The 21,087-nt window shown below is 56.8% G+C and carries 16 protein-coding genes; 15 read left to right on the forward strand and 1 reads right to left on the reverse strand.

The window, feature by feature from the left end:
- Positions 1-543: 543 nt before the first annotated feature.
- The 5 genes from AC3Y2E_RS01510 (at position 544) to AC3Y2E_RS01530 (ending at position 10,619) form a co-directional block, all read left to right on the forward strand.
- The gene (locus AC3Y2E_RS01510) at positions 544-3,222 is read left to right on the forward strand and encodes a valine--tRNA ligase (protein WP_379206418.1); all 2,679 of its coding nucleotides are present in this window, start codon (positions 544-546) and stop codon (positions 3,220-3,222) included.
- A 533-nt stretch (positions 3,223-3,755) separates the two neighbouring features.
- The gene (locus AC3Y2E_RS01515; RefSeq protein ID WP_379206421.1) at positions 3,756-5,132 is read left to right on the forward strand and encodes a bifunctional folylpolyglutamate synthase/dihydrofolate synthase; all 1,377 of its coding nucleotides are present in this window, start codon (positions 3,756-3,758) and stop codon (positions 5,130-5,132) included.
- Between the two features lie 8 nt (positions 5,133-5,140).
- Entirely contained in the window at positions 5,141-6,526 is a 1,386-nt protein-coding gene (gene murC / locus AC3Y2E_RS01520) for a UDP-N-acetylmuramate--L-alanine ligase (protein WP_379206423.1), read from the forward strand.
- Between the two features lie 238 nt (positions 6,527-6,764).
- Positions 6,765-9,161, forward strand: a complete 2,397-nt coding sequence (locus AC3Y2E_RS01525) for a DUF4838 domain-containing protein (RefSeq protein WP_379206425.1) — start codon at positions 6,765-6,767, stop codon at positions 9,159-9,161.
- Between the two features lie 87 nt (positions 9,162-9,248).
- Positions 9,249-10,619 carry an SPOR domain-containing protein gene (locus AC3Y2E_RS01530; protein ID WP_379206427.1) on the forward strand — a complete coding sequence of 457 codons (1,371 nt, stop codon included), beginning with the start codon at positions 9,249-9,251 and terminating at the stop codon, positions 10,617-10,619.
- A gap of 59 nt (positions 10,620-10,678) precedes the next feature.
- Here the strand turns inward: AC3Y2E_RS01530 and AC3Y2E_RS01535 are convergent, their stop codons facing one another.
- The gene (locus AC3Y2E_RS01535) at positions 10,679-12,130 is read right to left on the reverse strand and encodes an N-acetylmuramoyl-L-alanine amidase (RefSeq protein WP_379206429.1); all 1,452 of its coding nucleotides are present in this window, start codon (positions 12,128-12,130) and stop codon (positions 10,679-10,681) included.
- Between the two features lie 194 nt (positions 12,131-12,324).
- On the opposite strand from AC3Y2E_RS01535, the gene AC3Y2E_RS01540 reads away from it, so the two are divergent.
- The 10 genes from AC3Y2E_RS01540 to AC3Y2E_RS01585 all read left to right on the forward strand — a co-directional run bounded on the left by AC3Y2E_RS01540 (position 12,325) and on the right by AC3Y2E_RS01585 (position 20,974).
- Positions 12,325-12,567 carry a DUF4321 domain-containing protein gene (locus AC3Y2E_RS01540; protein WP_379206431.1) on the forward strand — a complete coding sequence of 81 codons (243 nt, stop codon included), beginning with the start codon at positions 12,325-12,327 and terminating at the stop codon, positions 12,565-12,567.
- A 31-nt stretch (positions 12,568-12,598) separates the two neighbouring features.
- Complete coding sequence (locus AC3Y2E_RS01545) at positions 12,599-13,192, forward strand: Maf family protein (protein ID WP_190924590.1); 594 nt, start codon at positions 12,599-12,601, stop codon at positions 13,190-13,192.
- Between the two features lie 620 nt (positions 13,193-13,812).
- Positions 13,813-14,580, forward strand: a complete 768-nt coding sequence (locus AC3Y2E_RS01550) for an MgtC/SapB family protein (RefSeq protein WP_379206434.1) — start codon at positions 13,813-13,815, stop codon at positions 14,578-14,580.
- Between the two features lie 403 nt (positions 14,581-14,983).
- Positions 14,984-15,673, forward strand: a complete 690-nt coding sequence (gene radC / locus AC3Y2E_RS01555; RefSeq protein WP_379206532.1) for a RadC family protein — start codon at positions 14,984-14,986, stop codon at positions 15,671-15,673.
- A gap of 57 nt (positions 15,674-15,730) precedes the next feature.
- The gene (locus AC3Y2E_RS01560) at positions 15,731-16,765 is read left to right on the forward strand and encodes a rod shape-determining protein (RefSeq protein WP_190924594.1); all 1,035 of its coding nucleotides are present in this window, start codon (positions 15,731-15,733) and stop codon (positions 16,763-16,765) included.
- A 38-nt stretch (positions 16,766-16,803) separates the two neighbouring features.
- A complete protein-coding gene (gene mreC, locus AC3Y2E_RS01565) occupies positions 16,804-17,718 on the forward strand; it encodes a rod shape-determining protein MreC (RefSeq protein ID WP_190924596.1) in 915 nt (304 codons plus the stop codon).
- A gap of 5 nt (positions 17,719-17,723) precedes the next feature.
- Positions 17,724-18,260 carry a rod shape-determining protein MreD gene (gene mreD / locus AC3Y2E_RS01570; protein WP_223836328.1) on the forward strand — a complete coding sequence of 179 codons (537 nt, stop codon included), beginning with the start codon at positions 17,724-17,726 and terminating at the stop codon, positions 18,258-18,260.
- A 72-nt stretch (positions 18,261-18,332) separates the two neighbouring features.
- Positions 18,333-18,998: a septum site-determining protein MinC gene (locus AC3Y2E_RS01575; protein ID WP_190924598.1), complete on the forward strand. Its 666-nt coding sequence runs from the start codon at positions 18,333-18,335 to the stop codon at positions 18,996-18,998.
- Between the two features lie 16 nt (positions 18,999-19,014).
- A complete protein-coding gene (gene minD, locus AC3Y2E_RS01580; protein WP_332075093.1) occupies positions 19,015-19,809 on the forward strand; it encodes a septum site-determining protein MinD in 795 nt (264 codons plus the stop codon).
- A gap of 7 nt (positions 19,810-19,816) precedes the next feature.
- Positions 19,817-20,974, forward strand: a complete 1,158-nt coding sequence (locus AC3Y2E_RS01585) for an FtsW/RodA/SpoVE family cell cycle protein (protein WP_379206439.1) — start codon at positions 19,817-19,819, stop codon at positions 20,972-20,974.
- Positions 20,975-21,087 lie beyond the last annotated feature (113 nt).

Genomic DNA, 21,087 nt, shown 5'->3' on the forward strand with positions numbered 1-21,087 from the left:
ACGTGGTCAAGCAGATGATGAAGCGGGACTAAAGCGAAGACTTGCGCGGAAGTGCATTGACTCGGAGCCGCAAAATGATTAATATATAGGGTATAAATCTCCGGAACTTGCTTGGCAATGCCACAGATGACGGAGTCACTTTCGATGCATAGTCAAACGACATTGAAAGGGAGTAATTCACTTTCAAGTTATAGTCAAACGACATTGAAAGGGAGTAAATCACTTTCAAGTTATAGTCAACGACATTGAAAGGGAGTAGTAGACAGCCAACCCTTCAGAGAGCGGTCTGTAATTCGCTGAGAGGAGCCGCAGGATGTAACTGTCGAAGTCGCCCTGGAGTCGCCGGATATCCGGCCGGCCGCAGCCGTTATCCTGCTCGAGTGTCGCGCCCTGCACGTTGCTTTTATCGTAAACGGATAAATGGTCAACAGCCGTGAGGGTGCGGAATAAAGGTGGTACCACGGAAGCGATGCCTTTCGTCCTTTGCGGCGGAAGGCTTTTTTGTATGCTTTTGATGACTTGCGGACAAACGGGAGGTTTTGAATGATGACGGATATACAGGAAACGAAAACAGCGCCGTCGGTATCGATGCCGACTACGTACGATCCGAAAGCGGCGGAATCGAAATGGTATGACTACTGGTTGAAATCTGGAATTTTCGAAGCGGGGAAGCGGCCGGACGCACAGCCGTATACGATCGTTATCCCGCCTCCTAACGTAACGGGCATGCTCCATATCGGCCACGCGCTCGATTGCACGCTGCAGGATATTATGATTCGCCTGAAGCGGATGCAGGGCTACGATGCGTTATGGCTGCCGGGCACCGACCATGCCGGCATTTCCACGCAGACCAAGGTGGAGCAGAAGCTGCGCGGCGAAGGCGTCTCCCGTCACGATCTGGGCCGGGAAGCGTTCCTGGAGAAAGTATGGGAGTGGAAAGAGCTTTACGCGAATACGATTCACGAGCAGTGGGCGAAGGTCGGCTTCTCGCTCGATTATTCCCGCGAGCGCTTTACGCTGGACGAAGGGTTGTCCCGGGCGGTACGCGAAGTGTTCGTCAAGCTGTACGAAAAAGGGCTGATCTACCGCGGCAACCGGATTATTAACTGGGACCCTGCGGCGCGCACCGCCTTGTCGGACATCGAGGTCGAGCATAAGGAAGTGCAGGGCGCGCTGTACCATCTCCAATATCCGCTTAAGGACGGCAGCGGCCATATCACGGTCGCTACGACGCGTCCCGAAACGATGCTGGGCGATACGGCGGTTGCGGTTCATCCGGACGACGAGCGCTACAAGGACATGATCGGCAAAATGCTCGTTCTGCCGGTGATTGGTCGTGAAATTCCGGTCGTAGCCGACGAATATGTCGATAAGGAGTTCGGCAGCGGGGCCGTTAAAATAACGCCGGCCCACGATCCGAACGACTTCGAGGTCGGCCAGCGCCACAGCCTGCCGCAAATTCTCGTAATGGACGAATCGGGCGTCATGAACGGCGAAGCCGGTCCGTACAAGGGGATGGATCGTTTCGAATGCCGCAAGAAGCTCGTTCAAGATTTGAAAGACCAGGGCGTGCTGGCCAAGATCGAGGAGCACGTCCACCAGGTCGGCCACAGCGAGCGCACCGGCGCGGTCGTTGAACCGTACTTGTCGACCCAATGGTTCGTCAGCATGAAGCCGCTCGCCGATAAGGCGATCGAAGTGCAGAAGTCCGGCCAAGGCGTCAACTTCGTACCCGAGCGGTTCGAAAGAACGTATCTGCAATGGATGGAAAACGTCCGCGACTGGTGCATCTCCCGCCAGCTGTGGTGGGGACACCGGATTCCGGCTTGGTACTGCGACGACTGCGGCGGCATTACGGTTGCCCGCGAAGACGCTTCGGCTTGCTCGCATTGCGGCGGATCGCACATCAAGCAGGACGAGGACGTGCTCGATACGTGGTTCAGCTCGGCGCTCTGGCCGTTCTCGACGCTCGGCTGGCCGGATCAGACGGCGGACCTGAACAAATTTTTCCCGACCTCGCTGCTCGTTACGGGCTACGACATTATCCCGTTCTGGGTATCGCGGATGATCTTCAGCTCCCTGGAGTTCACCGGACAGAATCCGTTCAAGGACGTGCTCATTCACGGTCTCGTCCGCGACTCCGAAGGCCGGAAGATGTCCAAGTCGCTCGGCAACGGCGTCGATCCGCTGGAGGTTATCGAGAAATACGGCGCGGATGCGATGAGGTACATGCTGTCCACGAGCAGCACGCCGGGGCAGGACTTGCGCTTCCATTGGGAGCGTGTGGAGCAGGCCCGCAACTTCGCCAACAAAATATGGAACGCTTCGCGCTTCGCGCTTATGAACCTCGAAGGCTTCACGCTGGCGGATATGGATCTGAGCGGCGAGCTGCGCACCGCTGACCGGTGGATTCTGCACCGCCTGAACGAGACGGCGAGAGAAGTAACCCGACTGATGGACCAGTACGAGTTCGGCGAGACGGGCCGGATGCTGTACAACTTCATCTGGGACGATCTGTGCGACTGGTACATCGAGTTCGCCAAGCTGTCGCTGTACGGCGAAGATGCCGCCGCGAAGAAGACGACGCAATCGGTGCTTGCTTATGTGCTGGACCGGACGCAGCGGCTCATCCATCCGTTCATGCCGTTCATCAGTGAGGAAATCTGGCAGCATCTGCCGCACGAAGGCGATACGATCGTATTGGCCGAATGGCCGGTATACGACGCCAAGTGGGAAGCGCCGGACGCCGTAGCGGAGATGAACCTGCTCATGGACATCATCCGTGCGGTACGGAATATTCGGGCCGAAGTCAATGTGCCGATGGGCAAAAAGGTCGAGCTGGTCGTCCGGGCCGCGAATGCCGAGGCGCTCTCGATTTTGCAGCGCAACGAAGCTTACGTCAGCCGGTTCTGCAACACCTCGAGCCTTGCGATGGGCGCCGATCTGCCGCATCCGGAGAAGGCGATGACCGCCGTCGTGACCGGGGCGGAGCTGTTCCTGCCGCTGGCCGGCCTGATCGACATCTCCCAGGAAGTGGCGCGGCTCGAAAAAGAAATCCAGACGTTGACCGCCGAAGTGGAACGGGTCGACAAAAAGCTTGCCAACGAAGGCTTCGTAGCGAAAGCGCCGGCCAAAGTGATCGAGGAAGAAAAAGCGAAGCGGAGCGATTACGCCGACAAGCGGGAGAAAGTGTTGGCCCGTCTGGCTGAGCTAAAAGGGTAACGTACGCGAACAGGAAACCGAAGAAGGTGCGGGCAGCCGCATCGATTGGCTTATAGTGCAAGTTCAAAAAGTCCGGTTTTCAGCACCGAGAAGATGGGATGAAGCCAGGAAATGAGGAGCGGAGCGTAGTGGGAGCTACGTGAGCACCGGAAGTTCTGGCTGAATTCCATATTCGATGTCGATTAAGCTTACGGATCGGCTTCGTGATCAAAAGTGGACTTTTTGAACTACCTCTTAATAGTGCGAGTTCAAAAAGTCCGGTTTTCAGCACCGAGAAGATGGGATGAAGCTAGGAAATGAGGAGCGGAGCGTAGTGGGAGCTACGTGAGCACCGGAAGTTCTGGCTGAATTCCATATTCGATGTCGATTAAGCTTTCGGATCGGCTTCGTGATCAAAAGTGGACTTTTTGAACTACCTCTTATACGGAACGGTCTGCGGATGCGATCAGGCGTCTAGCAGGCCGTTTTCCCGGAAATGGACCGATAACCATCAATTTCGCTGTACAATTTCATATAGTAAAGGGATGAGACGTATGAATGGCTCGACGGATAACTTGGCGGCATCGTTTCTTACGGCGGACGAAGCGGTCGACTGGATCACGGGGCGGATGAAGTTCGGCATTCGTCCGGGGATGAAACGGATGGAGCTCCTGATGGAGAAGCTCGGCCATCCGCACAGACGGCTGAAATTCATTCATGTCGCCGGCACGAACGGCAAAGGCTCAACCTGCGCCTATCTGACCAATACGCTTCACCGCTGCGGCTACGATGTGGGCACGTTCACTTCTCCGTATATCGAGCGTTACCAGAACCGCATCCAGTATAACGGCCGGGACATCGACGACGAGTCGCTGGTTGCGCTGACGAACGAAGTGAAGCCGATCTTCGATGAAATCGCCGAGTCCGAGTGGGGCGCTCCTACGATGTTCGAGCTGTCGACTGCGATCGCGATTTTGTATTTCGCCAAAGTGGCGTACCCGGATTTCGTCGTATGGGAGACAGGACTTGGCGGCAGGCTCGATTCGACCAATGTCGTCACCCCGATCGTCTCGGTTATTACGAACGTCGGCCACGATCATATGGAAATTCTCGGCGACAGTTTAACGAAGGTGGCGGAAGAGAAGGCCGGGATTATCAAGCCGGGCGTACCGGTCGTCAGTGCGGTCGAGCAGCCCGAAGCCGTAGAAGTGATCCGCAGAACGGCGGCTGAACGCAAGACTACGCTGTACTTGCTGGGTGAGGCGTTCCGGTACGAGACGGTGCAGGCGGAGCTGGATTTGCAAACGATCTCTTTTACCGGACCTTTCCGCAACCTGGATCGTGTGGACATTACGCTGAACGGCGCGCATCAGCAGAAAAATGCCGCTGTGGCCCTCATGACGCTGGAGGTGCTGCGGCAGTATTACGCGGTCGTCCAGGACGATGAGCCGTTGTACGAGGGGATACGGTCGGCCCAGTGGCCCGGACGGCTCGAGATGGTTTCCCGTTCTCCGCGGATGCTGCTCGACGGGGCTCATAATCCGGAAGGAGCGGCAACGCTCGCGGAAGCGCTCCGCTCCGTCTACCGGTACGAGAAGCTGCATATGATGATCGCCATGATGCCGACGAAGCAGCATGAAGAAGTGCTGCGTCATTTGCTCCCGCTCGCCGATTCGCTGATCGTAACCGAGCCTGACTTTTTCAAAAAAGCGGAGGCCGGAGTTTTGGCGGATCTGGCAAGAAGCACGCTGGCGGAGCAAAACAACAAATCGATTGAGATCACGGTGGAACCGGACTGGAAACAAGCGCTGAAGCTGCTGAAGGACCGGACCGGTTCCGAGGAACTGGCCGTCGTAACCGGAACGCTGTATTTGATCTCCGATGTGCGATCCTGGATGCTGTACGGCAAAGATTCTGACAAAGGCTGGTGAGCGCGGGCGTGAATACGACGGAGCACGTGCATTTTATCGGTATTGGCGGCTATGGAATGAGCGCGATTGCCAAGGTGATGCTCGAGATGGGCTACCGGGTGACGGGATCGGATCTGGCCAGCCAGGAGCTGACCGAGAAGCTGGCGGCCAAAGGGGCCCGGGTGTATATCGGACATGAAGCGAGTCATGTGCAGGGGGCGGACGTCGTCGTGTATTCGACCGCCTTGTCGAAGGACAATGTGGAGATCGCCGCCGCGCAGCAACTGAACATCCCGATCCTGCACCGTTCGCAGATGCTGGCTAGACTGATGGAATCGCGCAAAGGCGTCGCCGTTGCCGGGGCGCACGGGAAAACGACGACGACTTCGATGGTCTCGCTCGTTATGGAAGAGTGCGGGCTGGACCCGACCTACATTATCGGCGGCGAGATTATGAACGTAGGCAGCAACGCCAAGGCGGGCAGCGGCGAATTCGTCGTGGCGGAAGCGGACGAGAGCGACGGCTCGTTCCTGCAATACCGGCCCAGCTATGCGGTCGTGACGAATATCGAAGCGGATCACCTGGAAAATTACGATGGAGATTTCGGGAAGCTGAAGAAAGCGTACTCGCAGTTTTTGAGCCAGGTGGCCGGCGGCGGGAAAGCGGTCGTCTGCTTCGACGATCCGGATGTGCAGGAAGTGCTGACAACCGTTTCGGTCGGCACCATTACATTCGGGCTGGAAGTTGGCGCCGATTACCGGGCCGTCGATATCGAGCTCGGCGACCGCCGCGTGACGTTCCAGGTGGAGCATGCGGGAGAGCGGCTCGGGACGCTGGAACTGTCGGTGCCGGGGAAGCATAATGTATACAACGCGCTCGCCGCTTACATCGTCTGCCACGAGGCGGCCGTCCCGTTCGCCGATTTCGCCCGGGCGATCAAGTTGTTCCGGGGGGCGAAGCGGAGGTTTCAGGTGCTCGGCGAATCGGACGGCATTCTCGTCATCGACGACTATGCCCACCATCCTACGGAGATTCAAGCTACGATCAGCGCGGCGAAAGCGACAGGCAAGCGGATCATTGCCGTATTCCAGCCCCAGCGGTATACGCGCACGTATTTTCTGTTCGACCAGTTCAGCCGTTCGTTCGGCGAAGCGGACGAAGTGATTATCGCCGACATCTATTCGCCGGCCGGAGAGAAGCAGATCGAAGGCATCAGCTCGGAGAAGCTCGTCGAACTGATCCGGAGCAACAGCAACGAGAACGTCCGCCATATATCGTCGGTCCGCGAAGTGACGGACTTCCTGATTCGATTCGTGAAGAGCGGAGACCTCGTCCTGACGATGGGGGCGGGCGATATATGGAAAGCTTCGCACGCGCTCGCGAGCCGATTGGCGGAGCGGAACACCGGCAAGTAGGCTTGCCCGGGAGAACGATTCGCGACGCTCCCCTCTACCATAAGCCCCGCGCATCCACGATCCCAGCCCGGATGCGCGCGGGCTTATTCGGGTTTGGAGAAAAGGATTGCGGCCTTTATCCGGTTGTGACATAATTTTCCTGACATCTTATGTTACCGATAACTCTTGCGGAGATCCGCTGGGTTACGATGGCACAATACGGAGCGCAGGACATTAAACCGGAAGAAGGGAAAACGATATGGGAGAAATGGTGCTGGTATCAGGAGGCCGGAGCGGAGCGATCGTGATGACAGCCAAGGATGCGGATGAGAGAACGGCAGCTGCGGCACGGGTTTTGGCGGAATACGTCAGGAAGTCGACCGGAGCGGAACTGGCCGTGTATATCGGGGGGAATGTCCCTGTTCATGACCATGACACTGAGGGCGTCATTCCTATCCGCATTGGGATCATGGGAGAGGAGGGCGGGCCGCTGGAGCCGCTGCTTCGAGACTTGGATGAGGATGGCTTCGTTATCCGTACGGCCAACGGAGAGATCGACATAGCCGGTCCTTCGTCGTGGGGGACGATGTACGGGGTGTATGAGTTTCTGGAGCGATACGTCGGCGTCCGCTGGTTATTGCCGGGCGAATTCGGCGAGGACGTGCCGGTATGCTCCGACTTGAGCGTGCCGGAAGAAACGGTACGCGAGCAGCCTGCGTTTCTTTCCCGTGATCTGAACGATTTTCCCGCCGCCGCCGATTGGATGCGGTTCAACCGGCTTCGCCGCCGGATGAATCCGTTCCATAATTTGTGCAACCTGCTGCCTCCTTCCCGATACAAGGATACACGTCCGGAGTTTTATAAGGCCGGAGCGCTGCTCGACCGGGACACGGACTGGCAGCCTGCATTTACGATAAGCGGGACGACCGAGGAAGCGATCCGCAACATTTGCAGCTTCTTCGAGGCCAATCCGGACGAAGCCTGTTACTCCATCGGCGTTAACGACAACGGGGGATTCGTCGAGGACGACCCGGATCATCCGGACTATCCGAACCGGCTTAATTCGATCGGGCATACGGATATGTCAGACATCTACTTCCGCTGGGTCAAGCAGGTGGCGGAGGGCATTCTGGAGAAATACCCGGATAAATATATCGGTTTGTACGCCTATGCGGACGTATACGATCCGCCTACGGGGATCAAGCTTCCCGCTAATGTCGTCGTTTATATTACGGACGACCGGATGTCATGGAGAGATCCGGAGATGGGAGAGGCGGGCAGGCGGCTGACCGAAACCTGGAATAAGGTGACGCCATCGCTCGGCTTTTACGAATATATGTACGGATCTCCATATATGGTCCCGCGGACGTATCTCCAGCATATAGCCGGCACTTACCGCTATGCGCTTCAGCACGGGGTGATCGCCCATTTCGTTGAGATATTCGCGAATTTCGGCGGCGAAGGGGCGAAGCCGTGGGTAGTGGCCAAGCTGCAGTGGAATCCGGAGCGCGATGTCGAGGAACTGCTCGAGGAGTGGTATGAGCGGGCGGTCGGCAAGAAGGCTGCCGTTCATCTTTCCGCCTATTACAAGTTGTGGGAACGGTTTTGGGAAGAAAGAGCGATGAAGTCGGATTGGTACGAGCGTTGGAAGGGAGCCAAGCTGCGTACGAACTATATGGCTTTTTACGAGCCGTCCTATCTCGCGATCGTGACCCCGCAAGATATAGCCGACAGCAGACGGCTGCTGGAGGCGGCTGTTGCCGATGCCGAAACGGAGCTGCAGAGGAAGCGGGCAGCGTTTCTGCTGGATACGTTCGCCTACTACGAGGCGTCTGCGCTCAGCTATCCGAAGGGCCGGGTTCCGGCGGCGATCGATGAGAAGACGGCGCTGGAGCTGCTGACGGCTGTTGCCGATGGCGCTGCAGGGAGAGACCGGCGCCTTGCGCTGATCGGCCGGTTTGCCCAAAATCCGCTGCAGCAACTGACGGTGGACCCGTTCACGTGGAAGCTGGAATGGTCGGGGGTTAACCCGGCCCAGTTGTACGCCCTGCTGGATGGGTGCAAAACCAGCGAAACTTCAGCCGTTATTCGTCAAGTCCGGGAGCTCGAGAAGGAATCCTTGTCGCCCAGCGTGAAACCGCTAATGAACCTGATCCGCTCTCTGCTGTCGGAGGAGGGGAACGGATCGGCGGCAGAGGGAGAATGGATTCTAAAAACATCCGACAGTACGTCGCCCACCGGCTTAGTCCGCTCGCCCGACGTGACTCCTGTCCTTTCTCCGACAGGAAGAGGCGTTGTTCTGAGCGGGATCGGCACGGCATGGATGGCGGAGGAGCTGCCGTTCGCACCGGGGACGTATGGAGTGGCGGTCCATTATAAGGCGCGAGCCGACGCGGCTCTGACGGCTATGATACAGCTTCAGTTCAAGCTGTACGATGCCGAGGACCGGCCTGTCGCTTTCCTCCGTTCGGAGGATCGCGTCTTCGTGAGGTCGACGGCCGGAGAGTGGGCGACGCTTCATTTCATCGCCGACATTCCCGCACAGGCCAACGGCGTTCCGGTGAGCCGGGTCGAGATCCTTACTTATCTGAAAGAATTTGCCGTAAGCGACAGGATCGAGCTGGAGCGGGGCGGCACGTTCCTTCTGGGCACGTAGAAGCCGGATCAGAAAATAGCGAATAATCGCCCCTTGTCCCGCATACAGTGGAGTACAAGCGTTTCACGGACAAGGGGTGATTCTGGGATGAACAAGGCAAGAATTACGTACCGGTTTGACGAAACTGGACGGGAAACGGTCCGCAAAGAGCCGAATCCGGTCATACCTTTATCGAAGGACGAGTTCACGGTAGTCGAGGAAGAGCGGCATGTGCCGAATCCGGGCAGCCGTGAGGCGTACGATTGGGAGCAGGAAACGATCGTGCGTCCGGCGAGGCGCGCGCCGGTCGATGTGCAGCCGCTGAATCAGTTTACGACTGATTTCGGGGCGTGGAGCAGTCCCTTCGATGCGGAGACGGAGCGGGTGGAGCGGACGATTCGCGAATCCGGAAGAACAGAACCGCCGATTCCGCCCAAGCCCTCCCTGCGGGAGGAGCGTTATCCGATCGAGCGCGAGGAGCGTTACGACGGCGAGAGCGGATATTACGGGCCCGAGGCGGAGCAGCCGGAGCTCGAGTATCCGAGGCGGGAGCGGGCGGTGCCGCGTCCGGTTATGACCCGGGCTCGGTATGAGCGGCATAACCGGACGCCGTGGCTGAAAATCGTCGCCTCCGTTACCGGTGCGGTCGCGGTCGGCGTGGCGATGGGGTTTTTCGTGCTCTCCATGTTTGGCGGAGACGATCTGAAGCTGGACGGCAACAACGGTACGAACGCAACCGCTAACGGCTCTACGGTGCCGGCACAAACGAAACCGCCCGACGCGGGTGGCGGAGCGAAGGACGGGGCGGCGCCTGCATCGTCCGCCTCCGCGGCAGCCGTTCCGGCGAATGTCGCTGCGCAGTCCTATACGTTTTTGCAAAACGGCGTGTTCTCGAATCAGCAGGGGGCGGATACGGCGGCGGCCGAGTGGAAGAAGAAGGGACTCGCCGCGTACGTGCATCCGTCCGATAAATATTACGTCTACGTCGGGATTACGCAAACTCGGGGCGACGCCGACGCGCTTTCGGCGCTTTTGAAGGAGCACGATCCGAAGGCGGAGCTGTATCCGAAGGCGATCTCGATTCCTGCGGTCAGCAAGGTCAAATGGGCGGGTGAGCAGGCGCAGGTCGGGCAGGCGGAGCAGTTTTTCGCGCAAGGCCAAAAGCTCGTGCAGTCGATTCTCGGGTTCTCCTCGGGCAGGCTGAAGGAAAAGTCGCAATCCCCGATTGACGATGCGACGATGCAGACGATCTCTACGGCGCATCAGGCGTGGATCGGAGCGAGCGGCCCGTTCGGCGCGGGGCTAGGCGCGGAGGAGAAAGCGGTGCTGCAAAAAATGACGACAGCCATGAATACCGCCGTCAATTCCATGCAGGAATATAAGAAAAATCCGTCCTCGGCTTATTTATGGCAGGCGCAATCGTCGCTTATGCAGGCGCTGATCCTGGAAAATGAGCTGCTTGCGGCGATTAAGGTATAACCAATGAAACGGACCTGTGGGTTAGTCCACGGGTCCGTTTCTTTGGTTGTGGCCGCTTTTCATTTCGGAGCGGATACGTAGCGATCCATGAGCGCGGCCATTTCGGCCCGCGTCATTTTTTTGTCGGGAGCGAACGTTTTGTCGGTTACTCCGGTTATGATTCCTTGCTGCTTCATCCGGTAGATCGGTCCGGACGCCCAGTGCTTCAGCGGAACGTCGGTAAAGTCGGCCGGGCCGGTCCAGGGCGGGGTTTTGCCAGCTTCGGCCGTCATCCGCTCCAGCAAGGCCGTCACTTCGCCCCGGGTGATCGGCTGGTCCGGACGGATCGTGCCGTCTTCATACCCGTTCATATAACCGAGCCGTACGGCGTTTTGGAACGTCTCGTACGCCCAGTGCGACTTCGGCAAATCTTTGAAAGATTGCGGCTGCCCCGGAGACGGCGTCCGGGAAGCCGGTTTAGGCGCAGCCGTTGTTTCGCTTTGTACGGCTGATCCATTCGCCCGCGTCGGTGGAGTTTCCGCCAGTGGCGAAGCTTGCCCTTGCGACGCAGATTCCGGCTGTACGGGCGGTGAAGACGGAGCTTGCGCCGCCTCCGTCTGATCTGTCGGCAAAGAAGTCTCTGCCTTCTTCTGTTCCTTCGGAGTTGTTGTGTCCGGATAGCCTGTGTCCGGCGTGTCCGCCGCTTGGAGCCGGTCCGCGAACTTGAACAGCCTGTCGCTTAAGGCGAGCCATTCCGCCCGCGTCACCGCGCGGTCGGGCTCGTACCGGTTAAAGATTCCTTCCACCAGTCCTTTATTCTTCAAGCGAAGGACGGCTTCCCTTGCCCAATGGTCGGCCAAATCCGGAAACAGGTCCGGCAGCGGCAGGTAAGCAGCGATTCCTTTGGCGATTCCATCCGCGAGCTTTTGCCTGACTGACGAATCGGACAAACGGGCGGCATCGCCCGAATGACTCAAAAATGCCGTTTCCACCAAAATGCTCGGAACTTGCCCCATTCGAATCACATAGGCGGCGCTCGGGACGATGCCTTTATCGGCAAAGCCCGTTTCCGAGATGATGTTTTTCAGGACGAGATTGGCGAGCTTTTTGCTCTCCGGTGAAAGCTTGGCCATCGCCTCGCTTGCCGGATAGCTCTCCTGAGGGTAATCGCTGTCATAGTACAAGACGAGCGAACCGCTGACGTTCGGGTTTGGATGTGAATTGGCATGTACCGAGACGAACAGCGAAGGCTGGGCCGCATTCGTTTGTTCGACTCGCTGGGCTAAACTTAAGTATTCGTCTGCGGTCCGGGTCATTACGACCTCGTATCCTCGCTGGATCAACTGCTCTTTCAGCTTTTGGGCGACGTCGAGGTTGACGCTTTTTTCATACAACCCGTTGACCCCTACGGCTCCGGGGTCTTGTCCGCCGTGTCCGGCGTCTACTACGACCGTCTTGGCGGAGAATGCCTGCGCGGGTACGGCAAGAAGAGCAATTGCCGCCAGCAGCAGCGATAGAAGTCCGGTTCTCATGCGTGCAAGTCCCTCCCGGGTTCTATTTTACATGGAATCGAAGCTCCAAGTATGCAGGAAAAGTTAACCAGCGGGCGGTCAAAGGCGGTCCGGCGGCGGATTTGCGCCTCGTTGTCAACGGCCTGAATTCCATCGTATAATGGGACCGTGCAAAAGATTAGGATGCCGCAAGCATCGCGAGAGGGCGAATCCGGATGAAAAAAAACGGTTTTACGCTATTTCTGTTTCTGCTGCTCGGGTTGCTGGCCGCCGCGATCGTCACCCAACTGCTGGAGCCGGTATCGTGGCTTTCGTTCCTGACCAAGTCGGCGCAATTGAGATGGGAGCCGAAGGCCGACCTGAACGTGGTGCAATACGATCTGTTCATTCAGGTTAAGCTGAATGTGATCAGTATAATTGGAATCGCTGCGGCGATATGGATCTACCGGAAGCTGTAGCAACGGGCCGGAATCGGAAGGAGAGAGCGTATTGGACAAGCAGTCTGTATTAATTTTGGCGTCAGGTTCGCCGAGAAGGCAGGAGCTGATCGGCACGATCGGCTTGCCTTACCGGATCGACGCGGCGGATGTGGACGAATCGATGCCGGAGGGAACGGCTCCCGATGCGCTGGTGGAGCAGTTGTCGCTGCGCAAAGCGCAGGCGGTGAGCGGACGGGTCCCGGACGGGGAAGACGGCATCGTCATCGGTTCGGATACGGTGGTCGTTCTGGACGGCCGCATTCTGGGCAAACCGAAGGACGAGCAGGACGCCGCCGATATGCTGGGAACGATCGCCGGCAGAACGCATCAGGTGTACACCGGTATTACTTGCGTCGAGGTGCGTACCGGACGAGTGATCACGCGGCACGAAGTGTCCCATGTCACGATGAAGCCGATGGACGAGGAACGTATCCGGCGTTATGTTGCTACCGGAGAGCCGGCGGACAAAGCCGGGGCGTATGCGGTTCAAGGAATCGGAGCGCTGCTCGTCGCGAAGATCGAGGGCGATTATTTTAACGTGGTCGGCATGTCGGTCCGGCTGCTTGGCGAAATGCTGGAGGAGTTGGGCGTGCGGGTGCTTTAGGCCGCGCGCTTTTTGATTGTCGCCAGAAAGTTTAGGTTCTTGACGGGGGCGAAGCGAGGATGCGTTCGGCAGGCCAACTTCTGATTGCAGATGCGTCGTACCGGTCCGGCATGCGGCTTCAGGAATTCACGGAAGCACGCTGGCGAAATCCACCCCGCCGCATCCGGTTTCACCCCGGCATGATCCTGGCGCAAGCGGATCGATCCGAAAGGGGCATCGGACTCTTACTTCGTTGCAGACTCCGGGCAGCGGGTGACACACATATCAGCCGCCAATGCTGGTATTGTCGATTCATGGTACAGGCTCTATCACCGCTATGGAATATTTGTTCACATCATAGGTGGAAGCCTATTGACAAAAGTGACAATTGGAACGATAATGTTAAATAATTATTAAGTTTTATTTGGACCGGGAACCATTTTACAATTAAATAGGATGCACGGGTGGAGACGTCGAGAAATCCCGATAGCCTATGACTTGTTTGTTTAAACATGTGCAGCGGGATGGAAGGACTTGGATCGTATCTAGTTTTCTTATTGATTAAGAAAATAAAGGACCCATTTCCCGGACCCTAAACTTGCCGCTGACGCGAAAAACGAGCGTAAGGAAGGGTGCAGAGCATGATAGACGAAAGCGTTTGGCAGATTTCACATCTTGATTTGACAATTAGGATGGTACTGGCCGCCGTTTTAGGCGGATTCATCGGCTTGGAGCGGGAATGGAGCAATCATGCTGCGGGATTCAGAACTCATATCCTTGTTTGTCTCGGTTCGGCGTCCATCATGCTGCTGTCCATCTACGGATTTTCCCAGTTCGTGGCGGAGCCTAACGTACGGACCGACCCGGCCCGGCTCGCGGCTCAAGTTATAAGCGGGATCGGTTTTCTCGGCGCAGGAGCGATCATCCGCAACGGGTCGAGCATATCGGGGCTGACGACAGCCGCCTCGGTATGGGTGGTAGCCGCGATCGGCCTGTCGGTCGGCGCCGGTTTCTACTACGCGGCCGTACTTGCGACATTTATCGTCTTGGTCAGCTTGTTTCTGTTGAACAAATGGGAGAAGCATCTTTTGCGCCACCGGCGCAATCAGGAAGTGATGATCAAAATTTTCGACCGTCCGGGCAGCCTCGGGCGAGTGGCTACGAAGTTCGGCGAGCAAGGCATTCAGATTAAAAATCTGGTCATGCAATCCACCAGTCCCGAGTCGTTCGATGCGGCCATGGACGCGACGATGGAGCTCCGGTTTAATCTGAGGACAGTCAGCACCGACAAACTGCTGCGGGCGATCGACGAAATCTTGTCGCTTCCCGATGTCATCGCGCTGGAGACGAATTCGATGCCTACCGGCAAACCGACCTCGATATCCAAAGGCAAGTCCGCCTCTGGCTGAGGCGAATGGCCTGCCGGCCGTACCTTGAACCCCGCTCCCGAGCGGGGTTCAAGTCGTTCCTGGCCCGCGTAACCACACAAGAAACGACGAATCCGGCAACTGTCGGCGAGCCTGCCTCAGCTGCTGTTTTTATTTCCGCTTCATTTCTAAGACACGTTCCTAGTTCCTGCATTACTTATTACTTGTGCAGGATTTGTCGTCATTTGACCGGTTTCCAGAACGATTCCGGCTTCCGAACAGGAATTTGTTCCTCTCGCCCGGGCTTAAGCGACGGCAGTGCAGTTTTTTTGAGGCGGCGGACCAATCCGGCGATTTTTTTTCGAACCATTTCGTGTAAAATAGAAGAGGTGTTATAATGGATGGATATCGAATCGATCCATTTTTTGTCGAAAGAGGGGAAATGATGGAATCCTCCGCATACACGTTACGGAATGTACCCCAAGAGGAGCGGCCCAGGGAAAGAATGCTTCAAGCGGGAGCGCAGGCGCTTAGCAACGCCGAGCTGCTCGCGATTTTGCTGAGAACTGGCACGATCAACGAGTCGGCGGTTTCGCTGGCCCAGCGGCTGCTTAACGAAGCTGGCGGCCTCAGGCAGCTTGTCGAGATGAGTACGGCTCAATTGACGAAGCTGAAAGGAATCGGTTCCGCAAAGGCGCTGCAAATTCAAGCCGGTATCGAGCTCGGCAGAAGAATTGCCCGCACGGTCCAGCCCGAAACCGTGACCATCCGGTCCCCTCAGGACGTTTCCCTCCTACTGACGGAAGAACTCCGCTATTTACAAAAAGAGCATTTCGTCTGCTTGTTCTTGAATACGAAAAATCATGTGATCGGACAGGAAACGCTGTCGATCGGCAGCCTGAACGCTTCGATCGTGCACCCCCGCGAAGTATTTCTCGCTGCAATCAAACGAAGCAGCGCTTCTATCATATGCGTGCATAATCATCCGAGCGGCGATCCGACGCCGAGTCCGGAAGATATCGAGATTACGCGCAGACTGGTCGAAGCGGGCGCGGTGATCGGCATCGACGTGCTCGACCATGTAATTATCGGAGACCGCTCAAGCATTAGTTTGAAGGAACTAGGGTTGATGTAATATAATGATATGACGGACAAGCAGTCCGTCCGTAGGATGAAAGGAGACAAGCAATTTATGTTCGGTAGCTTCACGAAAGATTTGGGCATTGATCTTGGAACAGCCAATACGCTTGTATATGTTCAAGGTAAAGGAATTGTGGTCAGAGAGCCGTCTGTGGTCGCTCTGCGTACTGATACAAAAACGATCGAAGCGGTCGGAGACGCCGCCAAAAAAATGATCGGGCGCACGCCGGGCAACATCCGCGCGGTCCGTCCGATGAAAGACGGAGTCATCGCCGATTTCGAGACGACATCGACGATGATTAATTATTTTCTGAAGCAGGCCCAGAAGCAGCGGGTGTTGTTTCCGCGCAAGCCCAACGTCATGGTGTGCGTTCCTTCCGGCATTACGGCGGTAGAGAAACGCGCAGTGGAAGATGCGACGAAGCAGGCGGGAGCCCGCGAAGCGTATACGATCGAGGAGCCGTTTGCGGCGGCGATCGGCGCGGATTTGCCGGTGTGGGAGCCGACCGGCAGCATGGTGGTCGATATCGGCGGGGGAACGACAGAGATTGCCGTCATTTCGCTCGGCGGCATCGTTACGTACAAATCGGTCCGGGTCGCCGGAGACGAGATGGATGAGGCGATCATGCAATACATCAAGAGAACATATAATCTGATGATCGGCGAACGTACATCCGAGCAGCTCAAGATGGATATCGGCTCCGCGATGCCGATGGACAAGCCGCAGACGATCGAGATCCGCGGGCGCGACCTGGTCAGCGGCTTGCCGAAGACGCTGCCGGTATCGTCGGACGAGATTACGGAGGCGCTGGCCGATACGGTCAACAACATCGTCGACGGAGTGAAAGCGACGCTGGAGAAGTGTCCGCCCGAGCTGGCTGCGGATATTATGGACCGGGGCATCGTGCTTACAGGCGGCGGCGCGCTGCTGCGCAACCTGGACAAGCTGCTCGCCAGAGAGACCGGCATGCCGGTGCTCGTAGCGGAGAATCCGCTGGATTGCGTCGCGATCGGAACCGGCCGCGCGCTCGACAACATTCATCTCTTCAAATCAAAAACAGGTACCGCTCCAAGGGGAGTTCGTTAAGCTTGCTGATATAACGCTGCAGGAGCCTAGGCGACTGCATGCGCGGCGGAGAGGAGCTCGCGGCAAGCCTGGGGACAGACCGCTGGAAGGTGTTTGCTTTGTTCAAATGGCTGGGGAATAAAAGACTTATTATTTTGATGTCGGGCGTAATCTTTTTCGTCGCCCTGATCGGATTTTCGTTCGGCGGCCGGGGGCATATGTCCTGGCCGGAAGGATTTGTGAAGGATACCGTCACTTGGGTCCAGGGATGGATCAACAAGCCTGCTCGCGCCGTAGCGGGCTTGTTTGAAGATATACGCCGGATGTCCGTGCTGTACGAGGAGAACCGTCAACTGAAGCTGACGATTACGCAGTACGCCAAGGACACGGCGCGTCTGAACGATCTGGAAGCCCAGAACAAGCGGCTGATGGACGCGCTCGGATTTACCGAACGGCAGCAGCAATCGACCCAGTACAAATACCGGATCGCCGAAGTATTCGCTTCAAGCCCGGACCCGTTTAATAACACGATCGTCATTAATCTCGGCGAAAAGGACGGCATCAAGGCGAATATGGCGGTGATGTCCGTCGACGGTCTGATCGGCCGCGTTGTTACCGTTTCTCCGTTTTATTCCAACGTCCAGCTGCTGACCGATCTTGATACGAGCAGCTCCAAGGCGATCGCGGTAACGATTAAGGGCAAGGAAAACGAATCTTACGGCATTCTGGAAGGTTACGACCGGGAAAAAGGTCTGCTCGTCATGAACAAAATTCCAAAGGTAGATACACTGGAAGTGGGCGATACAGTCGTCACATCCGGAATCGGACAGTTGTTCCCGAGAGGCATCCAGATCGGCGAGGTCGTCTCGCGCGACGAAGGTGAATTCGGCATCACCCATACGGCGCTTATCAAGCCGTTCACTTCGTTCAACCATTTGCGCGAAGTGTTCGTCATCGAAGTGCCGGAGCTATGAGGTGAATGATGCAGCGCTACGTGATCTCGATATTTCTGTTCGTTCTTTTCTTGCTGGAAGGCACGATTTTGGAATGGATCATTCCTCCCGTATGGCAGTCCCAGGTGCTGGTCGTTCCGCATATCGTCTTAGTCGGGGTGCTGTTCGCCGCCCTGTACAAAAACCGGTATCAGGCGCTCGCCTACGGACTCGCTTTCGGATTTTTGCAAGATTTCATCTATTACGGTCATGCTCTGGGCGTTCATTCGTTCAGCATGGGGCTCGTCGGATACGTGGCGGGATTGACCTTCCGTCTTCCTTATCAAGGCCTCTTCACGAGTCTGATCGTCGTCTTGCTGGGTTCGTTCGCCTACGATTCGATCGTATACGGCATATACCGGTTTTTTCTGGGCGTCGTCCGGATGGATTTTCAATGGACGTTTCTGCACCAGATGCTGCCAAGCATGCTGTTTAACGCGCTGATTGCGCTGCTGCTGTACGTTCCGGTTCGCAAATGGCTGGAGAAGGCGGCCGAGAGAAAACGGGAATCGGAAGAAAAATGACAGTGCCGGATGCTGCCTGGCGCGAAAGGCATTCTGTCAGACGAATGGCCGATAGGGGGTGAACGCGTGCCGATGACGGAAACGAAACATCGCGTTACGATTAAAGGTGTCAAGGAAGGGCTTGTCTTCGTGATCGACGATTCGTGCCCGTTCGCCGAAGTGATGCAGGAACTGGAGCATAAGCTGGACAAGACGAACCGCACCGTACTAACCGGTCCGGCCGTTCAAGTAAGCGTCAAGCTGGGGAAACGCTCCGCAACGGAAGAAGAAAAAGAATCGATCAGGGAGCTGCTTGTCCGCAAAGGAAACTTGCAGGTTCAGCATATGGATTCCGACCTCCCGGGGCCGGAGCAGCAGGAGCCGCCGCCGGACCGCGTTACGATTCTGAAAGGAATTATCCGTTCGGGACAAACGGTGCGCCACGAGGGCCACGTGCTGTATCTCGGCGACGTTAACCCTGGCGGCACGCTGCTGTGCACCGGAGACATCTTCGTGCTCGGAGCGCTGCGCGGCATGGCGCACGCGGGAATCGACGGGGGCGACAGAGCCGTTATTGCGGCATCCTACATGCGCCCGACACAGCTGCGGATCGCCGACGTCATCAGCCGCCCTCCGGACGAATGGGGGTTCGATGACGCGACGATGGAGTTCGCTTTCATCCGGGACGGGAAGATGCAAATCGATAAAATAAATCAGCTTCACCGGTTACGGCCGGACCATCCGTTCGGTGGCAAGTAAAGGAGATGATTGACGCATGGGAGAGGCAATCGTCATTACTTCAGGCAAGGGTGGAGTCGGCAAGACGACGACATCGGCCAATGTAGGGACCGCTCTTGCTTTGCTGGGCAAAAAAGTATGTATGGTCGACACCGATATCGGACTGCGTAATCTCGACGTCGTGATGGGGCTGGAGAACCGGATCATTTACGATATCGTCGACGTTACGGAGGGCCGGTGCCGGCTGCCGCAAGCATTGATCAAGGATAAGCGGTTCGAGGAGCTGTATATGCTGCCGGCCGCCCAGACGAAAGACAAACACGCCGTCTCCCCGGAGGCGGTGCGCGACATCATCGTCGAGCTGAAAAAAGAATTCGAGTTCGTTATTATCGACTGTCCGGCCGGAATCGAGCAAGGGTTCAAAAATGCCGTCGCCGGAGCGGACAAAGCGATCGTGGTGACGACGCCGGAGCTGGCGGCCGTCCGCGATGCGGACCGGATCATCGGCCTGCTCGAGCAGGAGCGGGTGCACGGGCCGAAGCTGATCATTAACCGCGTCAAGGCGAATATGATGAAAAAGGGCGAGATGCTCGATATCGACGAGATCTGCTCGGTGCTGTCGATCGACTTGCTCGGTATCGTACCCGACGATGAAGCCGTCATCAAGTCGGCGAACAGCGGCGAACCTACGGTCATGAATCCGAAGTCGCGGGCTGCTATCGCTTACCGCAACATCGCCCGGCGCATCCTGGGCGACACCGTGCCGTTAATGCCGCTTGAGGAGAAGACGGGCGTATTCGGGAAAATGAAGAAGTTTCTTGGAATGGGATGAGTAAAGCTTGCTGGACAAATTGAAGCGAACCGACTGGTCTATCGTTATATTGATGGTATTGTTCATGATCATCAGCACGCTTGTCGTTCATAGCGCCACCGCTAACGATCCGCTGTTCCAAGGGACGGACGTCAAAAATGTCATCAATTACTGCATCGGCTTCGTCGTGCTGTTTTGCGTGATGCTGTTCGACTATCGGCTGCTCGTCAAGACCGCTTGGTACACGTATGGCATCGGCGTCCTGCTGCTGGTTGCCGTTTACTTTTTCGGAGTAGAGAAAAACTCGGCCAAAAGCTGGTTTGAACTTCCGTTCGGCGGTTTCAACTTTCAGCCGGCCGAGTTAATGAAGCTTCTTGCCATTATTGCGGTAGCGGCGTTTCTTGCCAGGCGGGAAGGGGAACCGCTGCGCTTTTGGCGGGAAATCGTTCCGATCGGTCTGATCGTCATGGTGCCGACGGCGCTGATCGTGATACAGCCGGATCTCGGCAACGCGATTATATTCATCGTCGTCCTGATCGTCATGTACTGGATCGGAAATATCAAATATACGCATTTTCTGATCGGAGCCGGGCTCATTGCAGGCTTTATCGCACTCTTTTTCTATTTGTTCCAGCTGTACTACGATCCGGTCGTCCAATATTTAAAAGATAACGACATGGGACAATGGGTTCACCGGATTAACCGGATTCACACGTTCGTCGATCCGGATTCGGCGAGTGCGGACGCCAAGTACCAGGTGCATAACTCGATGAGGGCGATCGGCTCCGGCGGCTTGACCGGCGAATCGTATTTGCAGGGGGATTCGATCCAGAAGGGCTTTATTCCGCTTCCGTATTCCGATTCGATTTTCGTCGTCATCGGGGAGGAGTTCGGCTTCGTCGGATCGTCCGTGCTGCTGTTGTTATACTTTTTGCTGATTTACCGGATGATTTATATTTCGATCCAAAGCCAGAACCGGGCCGGTTCCTATATCATCATCGGGATCGTCTCGATGTACGTCTTCCAGGTGTTCGAAAATATCGGGATGATGATCGGAATCATGCCGCTCACAGGCATTACGCTTCCGTTTATCAGCTACGGAGGCTCTTCCATCCTGATCAACATGATGGCCGTAGGCATCGTCGTAAGCGTCCATGCGCATCCCGAGCCCAAGTCGCTTTACTGAATGAATCCGACGATGATACGTTCCACACGACCTGAATGCCGAAACGTTCCGCAGCCTGTCCGCAGCGGGGCGTTTTTCGTTCAGGCGGCCTGTCCCAAGTGCGCCTCCCCTAG

This window comes from Paenibacillus sp. MAH-35, from assembly GCF_058135425.1.

Coding starts and splice junctions, on each gene's coding strand:
- AC3Y2E_RS01510 (WP_379206418.1), top strand. CDS start 544: ATGATGACGGATATACAGGAAACGAAAACAGCGCCGTCGGTATCGATG.
- AC3Y2E_RS01515 (WP_379206421.1), top strand. CDS start 3,756: ATGAATGGCTCGACGGATAACTTGGCGGCATCGTTTCTTACGGCGGAC.
- AC3Y2E_RS01525 (WP_379206425.1), top strand. CDS start 6,765: ATGGGAGAAATGGTGCTGGTATCAGGAGGCCGGAGCGGAGCGATCGTG.
- AC3Y2E_RS01530 (WP_379206427.1), top strand. CDS start 9,249: ATGAACAAGGCAAGAATTACGTACCGGTTTGACGAAACTGGACGGGAA.
- AC3Y2E_RS01535 (WP_379206429.1), bottom strand. CDS start 12,130: ATGAGAACCGGACTTCTATCGCTGCTGCTGGCGGCAATTGCTCTTCTT.
- AC3Y2E_RS01540 (WP_379206431.1), top strand. CDS start 12,325: ATGAAAAAAAACGGTTTTACGCTATTTCTGTTTCTGCTGCTCGGGTTG.
- AC3Y2E_RS01550 (WP_379206434.1), top strand. CDS start 13,813: ATGATAGACGAAAGCGTTTGGCAGATTTCACATCTTGATTTGACAATT.
- radC (WP_379206532.1), top strand. CDS start 14,984: ATGGAATCCTCCGCATACACGTTACGGAATGTACCCCAAGAGGAGCGG.
- AC3Y2E_RS01560 (WP_190924594.1), top strand. CDS start 15,731: ATGTTCGGTAGCTTCACGAAAGATTTGGGCATTGATCTTGGAACAGCC.
- mreC (WP_190924596.1), top strand. CDS start 16,804: ATGCGCGGCGGAGAGGAGCTCGCGGCAAGCCTGGGGACAGACCGCTGG.
- mreD (WP_223836328.1), top strand. CDS start 17,724: ATGATGCAGCGCTACGTGATCTCGATATTTCTGTTCGTTCTTTTCTTG.
- AC3Y2E_RS01575 (WP_190924598.1), top strand. CDS start 18,333: ATGACGGAAACGAAACATCGCGTTACGATTAAAGGTGTCAAGGAAGGG.
- minD (WP_332075093.1), top strand. CDS start 19,015: ATGGGAGAGGCAATCGTCATTACTTCAGGCAAGGGTGGAGTCGGCAAG.